Origin of the sequence: Kribbella monticola, from assembly GCF_003261635.1 — a bacterium.
Lineage (GTDB): Bacteria > Actinomycetota > Actinomycetes > Propionibacteriales > Kribbellaceae > Kribbella > Kribbella monticola.
In genome coordinates this window covers 450,818-469,635 of record NZ_QFXK01000030.1, presented here as the reverse complement: position 1 = coordinate 469,635, position 18,818 = coordinate 450,818, and the positions used below count along the sequence as shown (strand labels likewise).

Here is an 18,818-nt window from a genome sequence, read left to right as displayed (position 1 = left end):
CCACGTCATCACTGTCACGGTGACCCCCCGCCCGCCCCGCCGACGACCACACTCGACGGGGTGAGCCGGCGATGAACGACCCACGCCGGCCCGCCCAACGAGCAAGCACCACCAGCGGATCCGCCCAACGAGCGAGCACCACCAGCGGATCCGCCCGACGAGCGAGCACCATCAGTGGGTCCGCCCGGCGAGCGAACACCACCAGTGGACCCGCCCGGTGAGCGAGCATGACCAGGCGATCGGCACGATGATCCGGCGTCGCTGGCCAGCTACCGCGGGATGGTGGCGCCGGGACGGGAGGTCGTCAGCGCAGGTTGAGCGCGCCGGTGCCCTGCTGATGAGCGAGTGCGACGAGGCGGCGTGGTGGTGAATGAGCGCGGGTTTTTGCGGCGGTTGTTCAAGGCGGTGCCTGCGCTGCGGGGCGAGTGGGATCGTGCGCAGGCGGTCTACGTGCAGAACAAAAGCGCGGGGCTGAGGCCGCTGACGCCGGGGAGTTTCCTGATTGGGCTCGGGTTCGGCACGGTTCATAGCTGGGCCGAAGGCGGTGCCGAGGCGGGTGATCAGCTGCGGGCGTTGCTCGCGTTCCTGGAGAACGAGGCCGCGGACCCGGAGACGGCGGAGTTCGTCGGCAGGTTCGTCAGCTGCCTGCCCGATCCCGGGGAGCGCGACTCCGCAGTACTGGAGTTGCTCGGGCCGCGGTTGCGGGAGCTCAAGGACGAACAGGTTCGCCGCGAAGATGAGTCCGTCTCCCCAGCTGTGGTTGCTTTCCTGCGTCGGTTGGCCGACGAGGTCCCGTTCTTGCGGCAGCAGGTGCTGGAGCACTTCGGGGAGTACCGGAATCCCCTCGGGCATGTGGTCGTGGGCGGTCTCGTGCGTGAGGTCTGCGACCGGTACGCCGACGGTCAGGTCGACCTGATCCGCCCGCTGCTGGCGTTTCTGGAGCGCGAGTTCGAGCAGGACCCGGACGTCGACAACGTCATCGCCGTCTCGTTCGTGGAGATGCTGCCCGCACCTGGTCAGCCCGGGGCCGGGATCGAGCACGCGCTCGGCCCGAAACTCCGCGCCGAGCTGAACCGCCAACGCGCCTGGCGCCCCTGACCGCAAAGCCACCACCCCTGGACCGCCAACGCCCCTCCCGCCCCTGAGGCGAGCTGGCGCCGGGTTGGGCGGCTGACGCTCCTCTCGCCTTTGAGGCGAGCCGGCGTGGAGCTGGACGGCAACGCCCCTTCCGCTCCTGAGGCAGGGCGGCGCCGGGTTGGGCGGCTGAGGCTCCTCTCGCCTTTGAGGCGAGCCGGCGTGGAGCTGGACGGCAACGCCCCTCCCGCTCCTGAGGCAAGGCGGCGCCGGGTTGGGCGGCTGACGCGCCCCGGCCCTGACCGGCAGCGGTTGGTTGACTGCGAGGGGTGTGCTGGACTGCGACAGTCGTCCCTGTCGCGACTGCTGGTGTGGACTGAAGTAGGTCTCGTCGGTGCCGCTCGGTAGGCTGCGGGCATGACCGAGATCGAGATCGGCCGGGCCAAGCGCGGTCGGCAGGCGTATGCGTTCGACGACATCGCGATCGTGCCGTCGCGGCGGACCAGGGATCCCGAGGAGGTCTCGGTCGCCTGGCAGATCGACGCGTACCGGTTCGAATTGCCGATCCTGGCCGCGCCGATGGACTCGGTGATGTCGCCGGCCACCGCGATCGCGATCGGCAAGGCCGGCGGCCTCGGCGTGCTGAACCTCGAAGGTCTGTGGACCCGCTTCGACGACCCGACCTCGCTGCTGGAGGAGATCACCACCCTCAGCCGCGAGCAGGCCGTGCACCGGCTGCAGGAGATCTACTCGGCGCCGATCAAGCCCGAGCTGATCTCGCAGCGCGTGCAGGAGATCCGCGACTCGGGCGTCACCGTGGCCGGCGCGTTGTCGCCGCAGCGCACGAAGCAGTTCGCCAAGCACGTCGTGGATGCCGGCGTCGACCTGTTCGTCATCCGCGGTACGACGGTGTCGGCCGAGCACGTCTCCGGTCAGGCGGAGCCGCTCAACCTCAAGCAGTTCATCTACGACCTCGACGTACCGGTCATCGTCGGCGGTTGCGCGACCCACCAGGCCGCGCTGCACCTGATGCGGACCGGCGCCGCCGGCGTACTGGTCGGCTTCGGTGGTGGCGCTGCGCACACGACTCGCAAGGTGCTCGGCGTCGCGGTGCCGATGGCGTCGGCGGTCGCGGACGTCGCGGCGGCGCGCCGGGACTACATGGACGAGTCCGGCGGCCGCTACGTGCACGTCATCGCCGACGGCTCGGTCGGCCGGTCCGGCGATGTGGCCAAGGCGATCGCGTGTGGCGCGGACGCCGTGATGGTCGGATCGCCGCTGGCCCGGGCGAGCGACGCACCCGGCGGTGGCTTCCACTGGGGAGCCGAGGCCTGGCACGCGGATCTGCCGCGCGGCGAGCGGGTGGAGGTCGGGGTCACCGGCACGATGCAGGAGATCCTGTTCGGCCCGTCCTGGGTCCCGGACGGCACGATGAACCTGGTCGGCGCGCTGAAGCGGGCGATGGCGACCACGGGATACACGGAGCTCAAGGAGTTCCAGCGCGTCGAGGTCGTCGTCGGTTGACCTTGGGCCGGGCGATGCGGAGCGGGTACGCCGCGTGAGTACCGGGATCCTGCTGCTACACGGTTCGAGCGGCATACCTGACCTCGAGAGGGCCAGGACTCTGGCGGCGCACGGGTACGACGTGCTCGCGCCGAAGTGGTTCGACGAGCGGGTCAGCGAGATCCCGCTGGAGTCGTTCCCGCTCGACGAGCTCGCGGCCCGCAACGACCGGCTGGCCGTGATGGGGACCTCCTTCGGTGCCGAGGCAGCGCTGCTGCTCGGCACGGTGGACGACCGGATCGACGTGGTGGTCGCCCAGGCACCCAGCGCCTATGTGTGGGGCTGGATCGAGGACGGCGTACAGACCTCACATTGGAGTTGGCGGGGTGAGCCGCTGCCGTTCGTACCGTTCGACCTGGACTGGCGGCCCACTGACGATCCGCCGAGTTACGTCGACTCGTACCGGTACAGGCTGCGGAAGTATCCCGCCGAGGCGGCCGCGGCGCAGATCCCGGTTGAGCAGGTCAAGGGCGCCCTCGTAGTGATCGCCGGGGGTGACGACAAGGTGTGGCCGTCGGTGGAGTTCGCCGAGCAGATCGCGCTGCGGCGCGGAAGTCTGGAGACGCGGACGATGATCGATGCCCAGGCCGGGCACCGGATCGTGTTCCCGGGCGAGCAGCCGAAGGCCGGCGGTCAGACGATGGCGCGCGGCGGCTCCGAGCAAGCAGACCGAGCCTTCGGCGCCCAGATCTGGCCCGACCTGCTCCGGACCCTCGCCGGCTGACCGATCAGCTGGAGACCCTCGCCGCCTGATCGTCCTGTGAGGCGGCCCACCTCGGGTGGCGAGCGCCTGGGATGGTGGGCTCTGGAAGGATTGGGGGATGGGATTGTTCAGCCGCCGCAGCAAGGACGCCGACAACGTTGCCCTCGCCGCCGCGAGGGCGAAGCTCTCCTCGCAGGACGTGGATCAGATCCGCTTCCTGCTCACCACGAAGAAGACGCTCTTCGCGGTCAAGTACGTGCGGGAACGCACCGCCGTCGAGCTCCACGTGGCCCGCGACCTGGTCGAGGATATCCGCCTCGGCCGGTACGTCCCGCCCGTCACCGACACCCCCGTACTACGGATGCCCGGCACCAACCTCGCCGAGCGCACCCGCGCGCTGAAGGCAGCCGGTGAACTGCACCAGGCGACAGCGCTGGTCGTCAGCGAGACCGGCATGACCGAGGCCGAGGCCGGCCTGTTCGTCGGCGCGCTCAACCTCGATCTGCAGGACAACTAGCCCTTCACGTAGGACAGCTTCTCGCAGACCTTGCCGTCTCGCAGCCGCAGCACGTCCACGCCCCGAACGTGACCGCGCTGCCCGTCCGCCTCGTTCCACGAGAACCGCCAACGCACGACCGCGCGGTCGCCAAGGACGACCGTCTCCTCGGTCTCGAAGACGGCGTCGTTCGTCTGGTCGAACAACTGCTCCCACTGTTCGCGGACAGCCTTACCTCCGACGACGCGGGTCCCGTCCGGTGCCGGTGAGGTCGACTCGAAGACGCAGTCGGGGGTCATCTCGTACATGATCGCGTCGACATCTCCCCGCGCGAAGGCCGCGCTGAGCCTCTCTACGGTCGCGTGCGCGGGAGTCCAGGCCGGATCCCGGCCGAAGGCACCCAGCAGAGTGCTCGTCGGATCGGAGTAGCCCTCGAGTCGCGCGCCGATCGCGCCGCCGCCGTGGTAGAGGTCCTCCCGCTCCTTGAACCAGGTCGAGATCCCGTCGACGACCTGCGGATCCAGGTGAACCGGCGCGCCGATCGCGACGGCGAGGTCCCAGCTGTGCACGAGATGGTCGGCAGCGAGTTGGTAGACGTATTCGGCCGCCTGCTCCTCGCCGTACGAGAGGTGGACGGTGGCGCCTCGGAGTACGGGTTCGGTGACGGCGTTCTGGGCGGCGCGGGCGGCGTGGGACGCGGCCGATGCGGGGTCGTCGCCGAGCAGGTCGCCGTCGAGCGAGTCACCGACGTCCTCGATGGTCCGCCCGGCCAGCAACGGTACGGTCCAGCGTTCCTCGCCGACGACGTGGTTGACCAGGTCGCGCACGGTCCACTCGGAGCAGGGCGTCGGATCACCCCACTGCGCCGGGCGCACCGAAGCAACCTGACGGACGAACTCTTCGCTGGCACGCCGATGCAGCTCTACGACATCCATGGCCAACCCCCTTTGCCGCCAGCGTGCTCCCAGCGGCGGGAGGCGTCAATGTTGCAGTTGCGCGGCCGCGTCGTGGGCGTGCTGCGAGGCGGTGAAGTCACCGGTCGCTGCGAGCAGGTCGCCGTGGTGGCGGTAACAAGCGCCCGCCAGGTCCTTCACCTCGCCGTCGGTCATCGTGAACGGGATCAGCGCGGTCGCCACCTCGGCGCTCCAGCCTGCCAGGTCGAGTGCCATCTCGGTCCGCCCGGCCGCGTGGTACGCCTCGGAGATGTCGAGCAGCACCTGCGCCCAGACCGGCGCGTACGTCGAAGTCTCGTAGCGCATCCGGTGCGACTCGCGCTCGGACGAGATCGCGAACAGGTAGTGCGCCTCCAGCCCGAGCGTGAGGGCGGTCTCGGTGTCGTGCACGAGCATCGGGCGGACCAGTTCGGCCAGCTCGGTCGCCCGGACCGCGGCCGACTCGGGGTCGGTCCGGCCGGACACGGTCGCCAGCGTCATCCCCGGTGCGGGTTCGCTCAGCGCGAGCAACCGGTAGTACTGCTCGTACGGTCCTAGCTTGATCTCCGCGTTCTCGAGCGCGGTCGTCAGCGACGGCGGGATGCCGCGATCCAGCTCCTCCGACACCCGGGCAGCAGTCTCCGGATCGGTCGCGACCGCGGTGCGCAGGCAGGTCTCGCCTTCGATCAGCCGGCCGACGATGCCGAGATGCTTGCCCTTGCGGGTGAGTGCGGACACCAGGGTGCGCAGGTCGGTCGCCGATTCGGAGTCGGCGAGGGTGTCGGCCGTACTGAGGCCGATCTCGTCCGCCTCGAGCGCGAGGTCGAGCCGCCCCTCGGCCGCGTGGATGTCGGCGGACACGGCCGTCGACGAGCACAGGTAGCGCGCGTACGACAGCGACTGGGGACTCGCGTTGATCTGGTCGGCCAGTTGCAGGAACAACTGAGTCGCCGCGTCGGCGGAAGCCACGGCCAGGTCGGGATCGCCGTACCGGCGCAGGATGAGCGCGTTCATCGCGAGCACCCGGGCGAAGTCGGGCTGGTGCTGGATGCCGTTCTCGCCGCCGACGAGTTGCCCGTACGCGATCACCGCGCCGTCCATCTCCAGTACGGCGGTCGCTCCGAAGCCGCGATGCGCCTGGGTCATCGCGCGCCGGGCGCGGACGTCCGCCAGGAACGAAGTCGCGTCCAGTACGCCGGCATCGCTGAGCTCGGTGTAGCCGAGCTGGGCCTCGTGCAAGGCGGCCAGCGCTTCCTCGTGCCGGCCCGAGGCGTTCAGCGACCCGGCCAGCTCGTACTGCGTGGCTGCCATCAGGTGCTTGGCCTCGTAGTGGTCCGGGCGGTCGCCGGCACGCTCTCGGGCAAGCTCGATCACACGCTGCTGGTACGGCCCGGCCTCGTCGGCCCGGCCCTCCTCGATCAGCACCTGGGCTGTCTGCAACGCTTCGCCGAGCTCGTCCTCAGGAGGCGTCCAGAGCCCCCCGCTGTCCACCATCTTTACAACCCCGCCCTTCACCAGTTCAGTCGCTCACACTAGCGTTTAGTTCGCCGGTATGCCTCACGTCTGCGACATCAGGAACACAACTGCTGACACAGCTGTTACCGGCAGGTAGCCTGGGCAGATGAGCGAGCAGACCTCGATTCCTGCCGACCCCGAGCTCGACCCCACCGCGTCGTACGCGACCGACCAGTCGGTGATCCGCCGGCTCGGTGGTCTGCTGCGCGCCACGGCAGGAACGCGTACGTCGTACGCGCCCGCCACCGGGCAGCCGGTCGCCGAGCTGCCGCTGTCCAGCCCCGACGACGTCCTCGCCGCCGTACGGACGGCTCGCAGGACCCAGCGGAGCTGGAAGAACACGTCCCTGGACGACCGCGCCGCGATCCTGCTGCGCTACCACGACCTCGTCCTGGACCACCGGCACGAACTGGTCGACCTCGTCATCGTCGAGTCCGGCAAGGCCCGCAAGCAGGCCTTCGAGGAGGTCGCGCACGTCGCGCTCACCGCCCGGTACTACGCGCGCAAGGCCGCCGAATTCCTTGCACCGCAGCGGAAGCTGGGCATGTTCCCCGTGCTCACCCGCGCCGAGCAGCGGTTCGTACCGAAGGGCGTCGTCGGCATCATCTCGCCCTGGAACTACCCACTCAGCATGGCGATGGCCGACGGCATCCCCGCGGTTCTCGCCGGCAACACTGTGGTGCACAAGCCCGACAGCCAGACGCCGCTGACCGCTCTGCGGGCGATCGAGTTGCTGTACGAAGCGGGCCTGCCGCGCGACGCCTGGCAGGCCGTGAACGGCGACGGCCCGACTGTCGGCGGCGCGATCATCCAGAACACCGACTACGTCTGCTTCACCGGCTCGACCAAGACCGGTCGCCTGGTCGCCAAGCAGGCCGGCGAACGCCTGATCGGCTGCAGCCTCGAGCTCGGCGGCAAGAACCCGATGCTCGTACTACGTGACGCCGACGTGCACCGTGCTGCCGAAGGGGCGGTGCGGGCCTGCTTCTCCAGTGCCGGCCAGCTCTGCGTCTCGATGGAACGCCTGTACGTCGCCGACCAGATCTACGACGCCTTCGTCACCGCCTTCCTCGACCGGGTGAAGAAGATCCGCCTGTCGGCCGGCACCGGCTGGGACGTCGACATGGGCTCGCTGATCTCCAAGGCGCAGCTGGAGACGGTCAGCAGGCACGTCGAGGACGCGAGGTCGCGCGGAGCCGTAGTACTGGCTGGTGGAAAGGCCCGGCCGGATCTCGGGCCGCTGTTCTACGAGCCGACCGTGTTGTCCGGGGTGACGCCAGAGATGGAGTGCTTCGACCACGAGACGTTCGGGCCGGTGGTGTCGATCTACCGGTTCTCCGACGAATCCGAGGCGATCGAGCGGGCCAACGAGGGTGAGTACGGGCTGAACGCGAGCGTCTGGACCAAGGACGGCCGGCGCGGCCGTCGCGTCGCGGCGCAGCTCGTCGCCGGCTCGGTCAACGTGAACGAGGGCTACGCCGCCACCTTCGGCTCGATCGACACCCCGATGGGCGGGATGCGCTCGTCCGGCCTCGGCCGCCGCCAGGGCGTCGAGGGCATCCGCCGGTACGTCGACCCGCAGGCGATCGCGACCCAGCGGATGCTCCCGATCGCCGCCTCGCACGGCCTGAAGGACGAGGCGTACGCCGAACTGATGACCGGCGCGCTCCGGATCCTGAAGAAGCTCGGCCGGGCATGAGTTTCGACCACGACGTCGTCGTCATCGGATCCGGATTCGGCGGCTCGGTCAGCGCGCTTCGCCTGGTGGAGAAGGGGTACGACGTCGCCGTACTCGAGGCCGGTGCGCGCTACGAGGACGCCGGTTTCGCGAAGACCTCGTGGGACAAGAGCCGGTTCCTGTTCGCGCCGAGGCTCGGTTGGTACGGGATCCAGCGGATCAGCGCGCTCCGGGACGTGATCATCCTGTCCGGCGCCGGAGTCGGCGGCGGCAGCCTCGTCTACGCGAACACCTTGTACGAACCGCTGCCCGCGTTCTACGCCGACCGGCAATGGGCGCACATCACCGACTGGAAGTCCGAGCTGTCCCCGTACTACGACCAGGCGAAGCGGATGCTCGGCGTCACCACCTATCCGCATTTCACCCCGGCCGACAAGGTGATGAAGCAGGTCGCCGACGACATGGGCGTGGGGGACACCTTCCACCCGACCCCGGTCGGCGTCTTCTTCGGCGAGCCGGGCGTCGAGGTGGACGACCCGTACTTCGGTGGCGCCGGGCCACGGCGTACGGGGTGTATCGACTGTGGCGAGTGCATGACCGGATGTCGCCACAACGCGAAGAACACGCTGACGAAAAACTATCTGTACCTGGCCGAGAAGGCCGGGGCCAAGGTGTTCCCGATGACCACGGTGACGTCCGTGACGCCATTGGCCGAGGGCGGCTACGCGATCGAGACGCGGCATACGTCGAACCGCAAGCTGACGCGCAGATTCACTGCCCAGCAAGTGATTTTCGCCGCCTCGGCACTCGGCACGGCCAAGCTCCTGCACCGGTTGAAGGACGAGGGCAAGCTACCGAAGCTGTCCGACCGGCTCGGCGTGCTGACCCGGACGAACTCCGAATCGTTGCTCGGGGCAATCGCTCGCGACCGCACCGTCGACTACAGCCGCGGCGTGGCGATCACCTCGTCGTTCCACCCGGACGACATCACCCACATCGAGCCGGTCCGGTACGGCAAGGGCAGCAACGTGATGTCGCTGCTGCAGACCGTGCTGACCGACGGCGACGGCGACCGGGCGCGCTGGCGGGTGTGGCTGAAGGAGATGGCCGTGCAGCGGAAGAACCTGCGCCGGCTGTACGACCTCAAGCACTGGTCCGAGCGGACCGTGATCGCGCTGGTGATGCAGACCGCGGACAACTCGATCACGACGTTCGGCAGGCGGGACCGGTTCGGTCGCTGGCGGCTGTCGTCCAAGCAGGGGCACGGTGCGCCCAACCCGTCCTGGATCCCGGTCGCCAATCAGGTGGTCCGGCGGATGGCCAAGCTGATGAACGGTACGCCGGGCGGCACGATCGGCGAGCCGTTCAACGTGCCGATGACCGCGCACTTCATCGGCGGTTGCGCGATCGGCGACTCGGCCGAGACCGGCGTGGTGGATCCCTATCACCGGGTCTACGGGTACGACGGCCTGCACATCGTGGACGGCTCGACGATCTCGGCGAACCTCGGCGTGAACCCGTCCCTGACGATCACCGCACAGGCTGAGCGGGCATTGTCGTTCTGGCCGAACAAGGGCGAGCAAGACGCCCGGCCGGCCCTCGGTACGCCGTACCAGCGTCTGACCCCGGTCCGGCCGGCTCACCCCGTGGTGCCTGCCGACGCGCCTGGAGCGCTGCGGCTGCCGATCGTCGAGATCCGGTCGACGACGGACGCAGGGTAGGCCTCACACTTCCCGCGCTGCCGCCGTTCTATCGGCAGCGGGGCATCCGCTCCGCGCCAGACGCAGAGAGGTGTCCCGATGTCGAACGAGGTCAATCACCCCGCCGGACAGCTCATCGAGGCGACGGCCGGTCGCCGGCTGTGGGTCGAGCGGGACGGCGCCGGGGAGCCTGTGCTGCTGCTTTCCGGACTCGGCCCGGTGGGCTCCCACGTGATCTTCCATCCGCACCTGGACTCCCTCGCCGAGGACCACGAGGTGATCTACCTCGACCTGTACGCGCGCGGGCGCTCGGAGGCGCCGACCGACCTGCGCGAGATCACCTTCGCCACCGATGTCGCCGACGTCGCCGCCGTCATCGAACGACTCGGCATCGGCCCCGTCCACCTCTACGGCTTCTCGTACGGCGGGTTGCTCGGCCAGGCGCTGGCGCTCGAGCACCCCGAGCTGGTCCGGTCGCTCGTGCTCGCCAACACCCTGCACAGCCCGGAGATGTGGCAGCTGAACCACGCCAACATCAACCGCGAACTGGCCGCTCAGTTCCCGGAGGTGTGGGAGCGGATTCTTGCGTTGCGCGCTGCCGGAGTTCGGTCGACCGACGCGGAGCTGCAGCGCGAGTTCGCCGCGGCGGTCAAGCTGGTGCGGTTCTACAACCCGGACAACGCGGCGCTGCTGACGACCGAACCGGGTGCCCGCAACGTCGAGCTGTATCCGCTGTTCTGCGGTGACGACGTGGATTTCGTCATCGGCGGCGAGGTCGCACGGATCCCGGACTTCCGGCCGCGGCTTCAAGGGCTGCAGGTGCCCTTGATGGTGCTCGCGGGTCGCTATGACCGGGCGCTGTATCCGGAGCTGCAGCGGGACTTCGTCCGGTTCGCCCCGGGCGCCCGCTTCGAGGTGCTGGAGCGGAGTGGTTCCTTCGGGCATGTCGAGGAGCCGGCGGCGGTCAAGGAACTACTTCGAGACTTCTGGTCTGCTGCCCCGCCGGAAGAAGTCAGCTCTCGGCCTGAAGGGCTCGGCTCCCGGCTGTAATGGAACTGTGACGCTTCGACAACAATGCGGTGCGGCTGGTGGGAATGGCGGGGCTGAATGACATCAGGGGGAAAATGAAAAACCCTCAACCTTGGTCAGGGTGAGGGTAAAAGGTGGAGAAAAGGGAGCAGGTCCCTCGGGAACGTTTCCGCCCAAATCGTTTCCCGAGGGACCCACTCAAGCCGGGGTGAGGCGCCCGGCGCTTTGGGATCGGGTCACCAGCCATAGCTGGCGACCCGAGCTCATGTGCCTCACTCTACTACCGATTCGAGCCATTTTGACCGGCTCACGGTGACCGTAATCACTCTGCGTGCTGATCGTAATGTGCGACATTTCAGTCGCTCCTCGTAACCGGAGACTGTGTTCTTGCGATCACCGCCTCTGCACACATCAACGAGGCCACTCACAAGGGGTTACGAGGTTCGCAAAAACTTTTCTGGAGAACTTCTGCGGCGGGCCTCGCAGTACTCGCTGAAGCACTTCGGTGACGGGTGTTCCAAGGTGACGCCCCTCGCAGTGCGGCAGGGCGGTGCTGGCTTACTGTGGGCCGACCGTTCGATGAGGCAGGAGAACCATGACCGACATCCTCGAGGTGGCTCGTGAGCAGGTACTGGGAAGAGGCGTCGGCCTGTCCCAGGAGCAGCTGGTCGAGGTCCTGCGATCGCCGGACGAGCAGCTGGACGACCTGCTCGCGCTGGCACACGAAGTACGGGTGAAGTGGTGTGGTGAAGAGGTCGAGGTCGAGGGGATCATCTCGCTGAAGACCGGCGGCTGCCCCGAGGACTGCCACTTCTGCTCCCAGTCGGGCCAGTTCACCTCGCCGGTCCGGTCGGTCTGGCTGAACATCCCCGAGCTGGTCGAGGCCGCCAAGGAGACCGCGAAGACCGGCGCGACCGAGTTCTGCATCGTCGCCGCCGTCCGCGGCCCCGACGAGCGGCTGATGGCCCAGGTGAAGGCCGGCATCGAGGCGATCAACGCCGAGGTCGACATCAACATCGCCTGCTCGCTCGGCATGCTCACCCAGGCTCAGGTCGACGAGCTCAAGGCGATGGGCGTGCACCGCTACAACCACAACCTCGAGTCCGCCCGCTCGTACTTCGGCGACGTCGTCACCACGCACTCCTTCGAGGAGCGCTGGGAGACCTGCCTGATGGTCCGCGACTCCGGGATGGAGCTGTGCTGCGGCGGCCTGGTCGGGATGGGCGAGTCGCTGGAGCAGCGCGCCGAGCTGGCCGCGCAGTTGGCCGAGCTCGAGCCGCACGAAGTACCGCTGAACTTCCTCAACCCGCGCCCGGGCACCCCGTTCGGCGACATGGAGATCATGGCCGGCAAGGACGCGCTGCGCACGATCGCCGCGTTCCGGCTCGCGATGCCGAAGACCGTACTGCGGTACGCCGGTGGCCGTGAGCTGACCCTGGGCGACCTCGGTACCCGCGAGGGCCTGCTCGGTGGCATCAACGCGGTCATCGTCGGCAACTACCTGACCACCCTGGGCCGTCCGGCCACCGCCGACCTCGACCTGCTGGCCGACCTCAAAATGCCGGTGAAGGAACTCCAGAAGACGCTATGACCACAGTGCTCTACTGCGGCCACTGCGGCCGGGAGACAGGCGACGGCGCGCACGAAGCGTGCCGTCGGGCCCTCACGCTCGAACCACCCCGGTACTGCGACCAGTGCCGCCGCCGCATGATCGTCCAGGTCCACCCGATGGGCTGGACCGCCCGCTGCTCCACCCACGGCGAGCTGTTCTCCTCATGACAGTCGCAGCTGACCTGCTGGCCGCGGATGCCGAGTCGCTGTGGCATCCGTACTCGTCGTTGAGTGAGCCGTCGCCGATGCGGCTGGTGCGCGGGGCGTCCGGCGTACGGCTGTCCCTGGACGACGGCGACGGCGGCACCGTCGAGGCGATCGACGCGATGGCCTCGTGGTGGTGCATGATCCACGGCTACCGCAACCCGGTGCTGGATGCCGCGCTGAAGGCACAGGTTGACGACTTCAGCCACGTCATGTTCGGCGGCCTCACCCACGAACCGGCGATCCGGCTGGCGTCGCGGCTGATCGAGATCACCCCGCCGTCCCTGCAGCACGTCTTCTTCTGCGACTCGGGATCGGTATCCGTCGAGGTCGCGATCAAACTCGCCCTGCAGTACCAGGTCGCCCGCGGCCGGCATGGGCGGACCAGGATGCTCACCGTACGCGGCGGGTACCACGGCGACACCTTCGCGCCGATGAGCGTCTGCGACCCGGTGAACGGGATGCACTCGCTGTTCACCGGCGCGCTGAAGGAGCAGGTCTTCGGCCCCCAACCGCCGAGCGGCTTCGACCGTCCTGACGACGATCCCGAGTTCCTCGCCTGGGCGTCGACGATGCGGCAGATCGCGGCGCAGTACAAGGATGACGTGGCGGCGATCATCGTCGAGCCGATCCTGCAGGGCGCCGGCGGGATGTACCCCTACAGCCCGGCCTGTCTGCGGTTGCTGCGTTCGCTTGCCGACGAACACGGCTTCCTGCTGATCCTGGACGAGATCGCCACCGGCTTCGGCCGCACCGGCACGCTCTTCGCCTCGTCGCATGCAGAGATCGAGCCGGACATCCTGTGCATCGGCAAGGCCCTCACCGGCGGCTACCTGTCGATGGCCGCCACACTCTGTACTACGGATGTGGGGCGGGTTGTCTCCGACGGACCGGGCGGCGCGTTGATGCATGGGCCCACCTTCATGGCGAATCCCTTGGCCTGCGCCGTCGCACTGGCCAGCATCGACCTCCTCCTGGCCTCGGACTGGGCTTCTGGGATCGCTCGAATCTCGGCGGGGCTGTCCGCTGGTTTGGCGCCGGCCGCTTCGCTGCCCGGCGTGAAAGATGTGCGGGTACTTGGTGCCGTCGGTGTCGTGCAGTTGGCCGGCCCGGTCGACATGAAGCGGATGACGGACGCGGTACTGCGCCGCGGCGTCTGGGTTCGCCCGTTCCGCGACCTGGTCTACACGATGCCGCCGTACATCTGCACGGACGAAGAGATCGCCACCATCACCTCGGCCATCACCGAAGCGATTGCCGAGGGCAACTGATGTCGGGTGGCGGCGTTGCCGGGCCATCGGACAGCGGGCTCCTGGCGGAGTGGCTGGCGCCGAAGGCGGCCGCGCTGGAGTCCCGAGGGCTGACCCGGCGACTGCGGGCGCGCGCGGCTGACGAAGTACTGATCGACCTTGCCAGCAACGATTATCTCGGCCTGGCTCGCGATCCGCGGGTCATCGAGGCAGCGGTTGCCGCCGTACGGGAGTGGGGCACGAGCGCCACGGCCTCGCGGCTGGTGACCGGTACGACGGCGCTGCATGCCGAGCTGGAGTCGTCGCTTGCTTCCTATGCGGGCCAGTCGAGTGGGCTCGTCTTCTCCTCGGGCTACCTCGCCAACCTCGGCGTCATCACTGCCCTCGGAGGTCCGGGAACTCTCCTGGTCTCCGACGAACACGTCCACGCCTCCATCGTCGACGCCTGCCGGTTGTCGCGATCGCGTGTCGAGATCGTCCCGCACAACGATGTCGAGGCCGTCGGCAAAGCGCTTGCCGAACGCAACGAACCTCATGCCGTCGTCCTGATCGAATCCGTCTACAGCGTCCTCGGCGACGCCGCGCCCCTGGAAGCTCTGTCCGCCGTAGCCCTCGACCACGGCGCCGTTCTGCTGGTGGACGAGGCGCACGGATTAGGTGTCACCGGCAACGGCCACGGCTCGGTCCACGCCGCCGGCCTCGCGGGTCTCGACCACGTCATCGTCACCATGACCCTCTCCAAATCCCTGGCCAGCCAAGGCGGCGCGGTCCTAGGCCCACCGGTCCTCCGCGAACACCTCATCAACCGAGCCCGCCCCTTCATCTTCGACACCGGCCTCAACCCCGCCGCCTGCGCCGCCGCCCTAGCCGCCCTCCGCGTCCTCATCGACGAGCCGACCCGCCCCGACACAATCCACACCACCGCAGCCCGCCTAGCCGCTGCCTGCAACGTCACCCCCTCCGCCGGCGCCGTCGTCTCAGTCCCCATGCCCGGCCCCCGCGAAGCAGTCCACGCCGCATCGCTGTGCCTGGACAACGGCGTACGGGTCGGCAGCTTCCGCCCCCCAAGCGTCCCCGACGGCATCTCCCGCCTCCGCCTAACCGCCCACGCCGCCCTGTCCCCAGCAGACCTGAATCGCGCTTGCGACGTAGTCACCACCGCCATCAAGGAGACGTCATGGTGAGGGGAGTCACCGACACACCGGACGACCTGCCATCGCTGCTGTTCGTAACCGGAACGGACACCGGCGTAGGCAAGACGGTTGTCACGGCCGCGCTGGCCAGCTACCTGGATCGTGCCGGGCCGGTCGGAGTTTTCAAGCCGTTCCAGACCGGGGTGGGCCCGGACGAGCCCGGCGACGCCGCCGAGGTGGAACGGCTCATCGGTGGGCGGGGGATCGGTATCGAGGAAGGCGTGAGGCTGCGCGACCCCCTCGCGCCGACTACCGCAGCGCGCCGCGAGGGCGTTGAGTTACCGAGCATCCTGCAGATGGCCGATCGTGTCGTCACGCATTGCCTGCACTATTGGTGGTCGATCGTCGAGGGTGCCGGTGGTCTGCTCGTCGGGCTCGACGCGGAGGGACGGAACCTGGCGGATCTGGCTGCCAAGGTGACCGGCTGGCCGCTCGGATTCGTCATCGTGACCCGGTCCGGATTGGGGACACTGAACCACACGATGCTCACCGTCGAGGCGCTGCGAGCCCGGAACCTGCCGATCGCCGGCCTGGTGATCGGCTCCTGGCCGGAGGAACCGGACCTGGCCGATCACTGCAACCTGGAGGACCTCCCGACGCTGACCGGCGTACCGATCATCGGCAGTATCCCAGCCAACGCCGCCGCACTCACCCCCACCGACTTCCGCGCAGGCGCGGAAACCTGGTTCGACCTCCCCTGGCGCGAAATCTCCACCGGCCGCATCTACCGCCACTAACTACCTGTACCGGGCATCTCATCGTCACAGCAGCGCCCACCAAGCTCCCGAGATGAGCGCTGCTGTCGTACCGACCTCTGCTCAGGCGCCGACCGGCTCCTTGACGCCGCGCACCTTGTCCTCGGCGTTCTTCCGCACGTTCTCCATCTTGTTGGCGTGGGCAAGAAACTCATCGCCGGTGAAGGTCTGCGCGGACTGCACGGAGAGCTCCTTGAAGATCTTGTTCGCGATCGTGCTGACCGTCGTCTCGTTGATCGCGTCGAAGACCGTGTCGGCGAGATTGAGCGAGGCGCCGACCGCGTTCTCCTTGAACTTCTTGGCGATCCGATCCTCGACGTCGTCGAAGTAGTTCTGCCATTCCTGATCGAATCCGACCACCACTGCGGCGGGAGCCGGCCGCCCGGCCGCCTTTCGCTTGGCTTCCTCGATCTCCGCGGCGGCGGCGTCGAGCCTGGCATTCTGGAACGAGGTCGCGATCTCCACGACGACCATCTCCAGGATGTCCCAGGCCTTGCTCAGCAGAATCGTCGCGGCACCGGCGCCGACTTGGTCGAGGCCGACGCCGGCCGCGGTGAGGCTGAGCTTGATGGCCGGACGAGCCATCGCGAGGTTGTACTTCACTGTGTTGATGTACTTGTCGGCCAGCATCTGCGCCATTGCCAGCGGCTTGGCGTTCAGCTTGGCGGCGACGTCGTCCATCGCCTGCTTCTTGTTCTTCTTCTGCTCCTCCATCGCGGCCTTGGCCTGACGCTTCCAGTCGGCGGCCTCGATCGCGTGGTCGATGAAGGCCATCCCGGCGTCGGAGATGGTGAGCGCGACGTCTATGGCCATCCCCGCGGTCCCACTGACATAGCCGACGCCCGTGCCGGCGCCACTCGCGGCGCTCTTTGCGTTGTTGTACAGCTTCTGGACGTTTTCGCGGTCCTTCTTCAGCTTCAGGCTCGCCTTGTCCGGATCCATCTTGGCGAGAGCCTTGTAGACCTCGAAGTGGAAGCCCTCGGAACAGACGTCGGAGATGCTCTGCAGCATCTCCACCCGGAGCTTCTGCGCGTACTGAACCGTCAGCTTGGCCGAGTGGTACCTGGCCGCGATGGCCTCGTCGGCCAACTCGTTCGGCGGTCGGCCGTCGGCATAGACCTTGACCGCCTCGGCGACGGCGCCCAGTTCAGCGCTCTCCGCCTGGAACTGTCTGTTGATCCGGTGACCGGTCTGGCTCGCCTCGTGGAGGGCCATCTTGCCGTGCTCTGTGTACCGCATGAACTCCAGCTTCTCGAGACCCTGGACCAGGTCAGCAAGCGCGTCGAGCTGAGCGACCTCGATCCGGCCCTCTTCCAGCATCGCTTGCAGGGTGGAGACCATGACCCCGTACCGAAGGTCGTCGCTTTTGGCCGCCAGCAGTTCTGTTGCCTCTTCCTTCGCCTCCAGTTGGATCTTGAGTACGGCGCCCTTGACCCGAGTGGCCTCCGCCTTGTCCTTGAAGAGGCTGGTCAGGGACTTGCGCAGCGTCTTGTCGTAGCGCAGATCGAGGTCGGCGAGCCGTCCGAGCGCGCCCTCCTTGAACTTGGTGAGATGCCTCTTCATCTTTTCGCGGTTCGCTGCCTTCTCCGGGCTTTCTGCAGGCGCAGCGGTTGCGTTCACCGTCATTGATCAGTTCCCTCCGTTCCGTACGGTTAGTTGAGGTCGCCGGCATCGGCGAAGACTTCGTCGACGATCTCCGCCAGCTCTTCCGGCGTGAACTCACTGGCAAGTAGCTGGAACTCCTCATCGGAGTCCAGACCGTCCAGGACCGTCATCAGCTCCTGTTCCGCATCAGGCAACGCCAGGAAAGGCAGCAGGTCGTCGAACCAGCCGCCGATCTGCTGCTCGGACAGGTCGGTCCAGTCCGGCCTGCGCCGGTCGAGGTCAGCGATCAGCCACTCGTGCCAGTCGCCACGGATCTCGGTCAGGTCGTCCAGAGCCGACTGCTGCTCGGCACTGAGCCAGAGGAGGGCACGAGGATCGAACTCCGCCGGGTCCGCGTCGAGTTCCGCGGGGTCGGGGTCGAGCAGGAGATCTTCGACAGTCGGCCGGTTAGCGGGAACGCCCTCCTCGGTGTCGCCCGCCTCAGCCTCAGCCATGGCGCCCTCTGCTGCCTGGGCCTCCGCGACGCCGCCTATCGGATCTTTCGGATCTGCTGGTACGAGGGTTGGGAGGGCGGTGTCGAACCAGGTGGTGAGTTGTTCCGCAGTGGATCGGGTCCAGTCGGCCCACCACTTGTCCATCTGGAGCGGGAGCCACGCGTGCCAGTCGCCCCGGACAGGGGTGAGTTCATCCAGCTGGGCTTGTTGTTCCGGGGTGAGCCAAGCCAGGTCTCGGACATCCGGCGACTCGGCGGTTGCCTGTTGGGTCAGGCCTGGGAGGGCGCCGTTGAACCAGGTGGCGAGTTGGGTGGGGTCGGCCGCGGTCCATTCGGGCCACCATTCGTCCATCTGTGGTGGTAGCCAGGTGCGCCAGTCGCCGCGGGTTTCGGTGAGGGTGTCGAGGTGGGCCTGCTGGTCTGGCGTGAGCCAGGTGAGGTCGCGGGGGTCTGCAGCGGGCTCGGATGCGGCTGCGGGCTGCTCGGGGAAGAGACCGGGGAGGGCGCCGTCGAACCAGGCGGTCAGTTCGGCGGGTGATGCCTTTGCCCAGTCGGGCCACCATTCGTCGAGCTGCACCGGCAGCCACTCGCGCCAGTCGCCGCGCTCGGAGCTGAGTGAGTCGAGCTGAGCCCGCTGCTCCGCGCTGGTCCAGCCGAGAGCGACCGTCTGGGCGCGGTCACGCAACCACTCGCTCTTGACCTCGTCGCTCTCCCGCTCCCACCCGGACCAGCAGTGGTCCAGATACCTGCCCAGGTACTCGGGCCAGGCGCTCTCCCAGGCCGACGTCTGGCTGTCGGCGAGATAGCGCTCCTCTTCTTCGTCGATCCAGTGAAACTTCTCCACGTCGGACACGGGATGCTCCCTCTCGGTCAGGATTCAGCACCCCTCACTATCGACAGCCGAACCACCGCCCCCCGAAGCCACCGGCCCAGAGACCGTGCATCCCACGTTGCCCGATCAGGTCGGCCCTGGTTGCACGATTTCCGGTCCGGTGGCTTAGCCACGGCCGGCCGCCG

17 protein-coding genes are annotated in these 18,818 nt (G+C 68.1%); 13 read left to right on the top strand and 4 right to left on the bottom strand.

Translation table 11 applies throughout. The annotated features are described in order from the left end of the window. Positions 1-217: 217 nt before the first annotated feature. The 5 genes from DIZ26_RS37495 (at position 218) to DIZ26_RS18540 (ending at position 3,857) form a co-directional block, all read left to right on the top strand. On the top strand, positions 218-370 hold the full coding sequence (locus tag DIZ26_RS37495; protein ID WP_157979756.1) for a hypothetical protein: 153 nt from the start codon (positions 218-220) through the stop codon (positions 368-370). Beyond that, positions 361-1,098 carry a DUF7674 family protein gene (locus DIZ26_RS18555; protein ID WP_157979755.1) on the top strand — a complete coding sequence of 246 codons (738 nt, stop codon included), beginning with the start codon at positions 361-363 and terminating at the stop codon, positions 1,096-1,098. The genes DIZ26_RS37495 and DIZ26_RS18555 overlap by 10 nt, the downstream gene beginning before the upstream one ends. Before the next feature lie 393 nt (positions 1,099-1,491). After that, complete coding sequence (locus tag DIZ26_RS18550) at positions 1,492-2,598, top strand: GuaB3 family IMP dehydrogenase-related protein (RefSeq protein WP_112242995.1); 1,107 nt, start codon at positions 1,492-1,494, stop codon at positions 2,596-2,598. Positions 2,599-2,632: 34 nt separating this feature from the next. Then, entirely contained in the window at positions 2,633-3,361 is a 729-nt protein-coding gene (locus DIZ26_RS18545; protein WP_112242993.1) for an acyl-CoA thioester hydrolase/BAAT C-terminal domain-containing protein, read from the top strand. A gap of 97 nt (positions 3,362-3,458) precedes the next feature. Continuing rightward, the gene (locus DIZ26_RS18540; RefSeq protein ID WP_112242991.1) at positions 3,459-3,857 is read left to right on the top strand and encodes a hypothetical protein; all 399 of its coding nucleotides are present in this window, start codon (positions 3,459-3,461) and stop codon (positions 3,855-3,857) included. Here DIZ26_RS18540 and DIZ26_RS18535 read toward each other — a convergent pair. Beyond that, a complete protein-coding gene (locus tag DIZ26_RS18535; protein WP_112242989.1) occupies positions 3,854-4,771 on the bottom strand; it encodes a TIGR03086 family metal-binding protein in 918 nt (305 codons plus the stop codon). The two genes, DIZ26_RS18540 and DIZ26_RS18535, sit on opposite strands and share 4 nt — an antisense overlap. Positions 4,772-4,816: 45 nt before the next feature. Then, positions 4,817-6,262 carry a tetratricopeptide repeat protein gene (locus tag DIZ26_RS18530; protein WP_232828430.1) on the bottom strand — a complete coding sequence of 482 codons (1,446 nt, stop codon included), beginning with the start codon at positions 6,260-6,262 and terminating at the stop codon, positions 4,817-4,819. A 127-nt stretch (positions 6,263-6,389) separates the two neighbouring features. On the opposite strand from DIZ26_RS18530, the gene DIZ26_RS18525 reads away from it, so the two are divergent. The 8 genes from DIZ26_RS18525 to bioD all read left to right on the top strand — a co-directional run bounded on the left by DIZ26_RS18525 (position 6,390) and on the right by bioD (position 15,685). After that, a complete protein-coding gene (locus DIZ26_RS18525; protein ID WP_112242987.1) occupies positions 6,390-7,982 on the top strand; it encodes a succinic semialdehyde dehydrogenase in 1,593 nt (530 codons plus the stop codon). Further along, positions 7,979-9,682, top strand: coding sequence for a GMC oxidoreductase (locus tag DIZ26_RS18520; protein ID WP_112242985.1), 1,704 nt, complete (start codon positions 7,979-7,981; stop codon positions 9,680-9,682). The genes DIZ26_RS18525 and DIZ26_RS18520 overlap by 4 nt, the downstream gene beginning before the upstream one ends. Before the next feature lie 78 nt (positions 9,683-9,760). Next, entirely contained in the window at positions 9,761-10,711 is a 951-nt protein-coding gene (locus DIZ26_RS18515) for an alpha/beta fold hydrolase (protein WP_112242983.1), read from the top strand. A 574-nt stretch (positions 10,712-11,285) separates the two neighbouring features. Beyond that, positions 11,286-12,281 (top strand): biotin synthase BioB, encoded by a 996-nt coding sequence (gene bioB, locus DIZ26_RS18510; protein WP_112242981.1) that lies wholly within the window; start codon positions 11,286-11,288, stop codon positions 12,279-12,281. Further along, positions 12,278-12,469, top strand: coding sequence for a biotin synthase auxiliary protein BsaP (gene bsaP / locus DIZ26_RS18505; RefSeq protein WP_112242979.1), 192 nt, complete (start codon positions 12,278-12,280; stop codon positions 12,467-12,469). Before bioB ends, bsaP begins: the two co-directional genes overlap by 4 nt. Further along, a complete protein-coding gene (bioA, locus tag DIZ26_RS18500) occupies positions 12,466-13,776 on the top strand; it encodes an adenosylmethionine--8-amino-7-oxononanoate transaminase (RefSeq protein WP_112242977.1) in 1,311 nt (436 codons plus the stop codon). Before bsaP ends, bioA begins: the two co-directional genes overlap by 4 nt. Beyond that, positions 13,776-14,939, top strand: a complete 1,164-nt coding sequence (locus DIZ26_RS18495) for an 8-amino-7-oxononanoate synthase (protein WP_112242975.1) — start codon at positions 13,776-13,778, stop codon at positions 14,937-14,939. Before bioA ends, DIZ26_RS18495 begins: the two co-directional genes overlap by 1 nt. Beyond that, the gene (bioD, locus tag DIZ26_RS18490; protein WP_112242973.1) at positions 14,933-15,685 is read left to right on the top strand and encodes a dethiobiotin synthase; all 753 of its coding nucleotides are present in this window, start codon (positions 14,933-14,935) and stop codon (positions 15,683-15,685) included. Before DIZ26_RS18495 ends, bioD begins: the two co-directional genes overlap by 7 nt. Before the next feature lie 81 nt (positions 15,686-15,766). Here bioD and DIZ26_RS18485 read toward each other — a convergent pair whose 3' ends face one another. Together DIZ26_RS18485 and DIZ26_RS18480 are read right to left on the bottom strand one after the other, a co-directional pair. Further along, on the bottom strand, positions 15,767-17,329 hold the full coding sequence (locus DIZ26_RS18485; RefSeq protein ID WP_112242971.1) for a hypothetical protein: 1,563 nt from the start codon (positions 17,327-17,329) through the stop codon (positions 15,767-15,769). A gap of 26 nt (positions 17,330-17,355) precedes the next feature. Then, complete coding sequence (locus DIZ26_RS18480; protein ID WP_112242969.1) at positions 17,356-18,654, bottom strand: hypothetical protein; 1,299 nt, start codon at positions 18,652-18,654, stop codon at positions 17,356-17,358. Positions 18,655-18,818 lie beyond the last annotated feature (164 nt).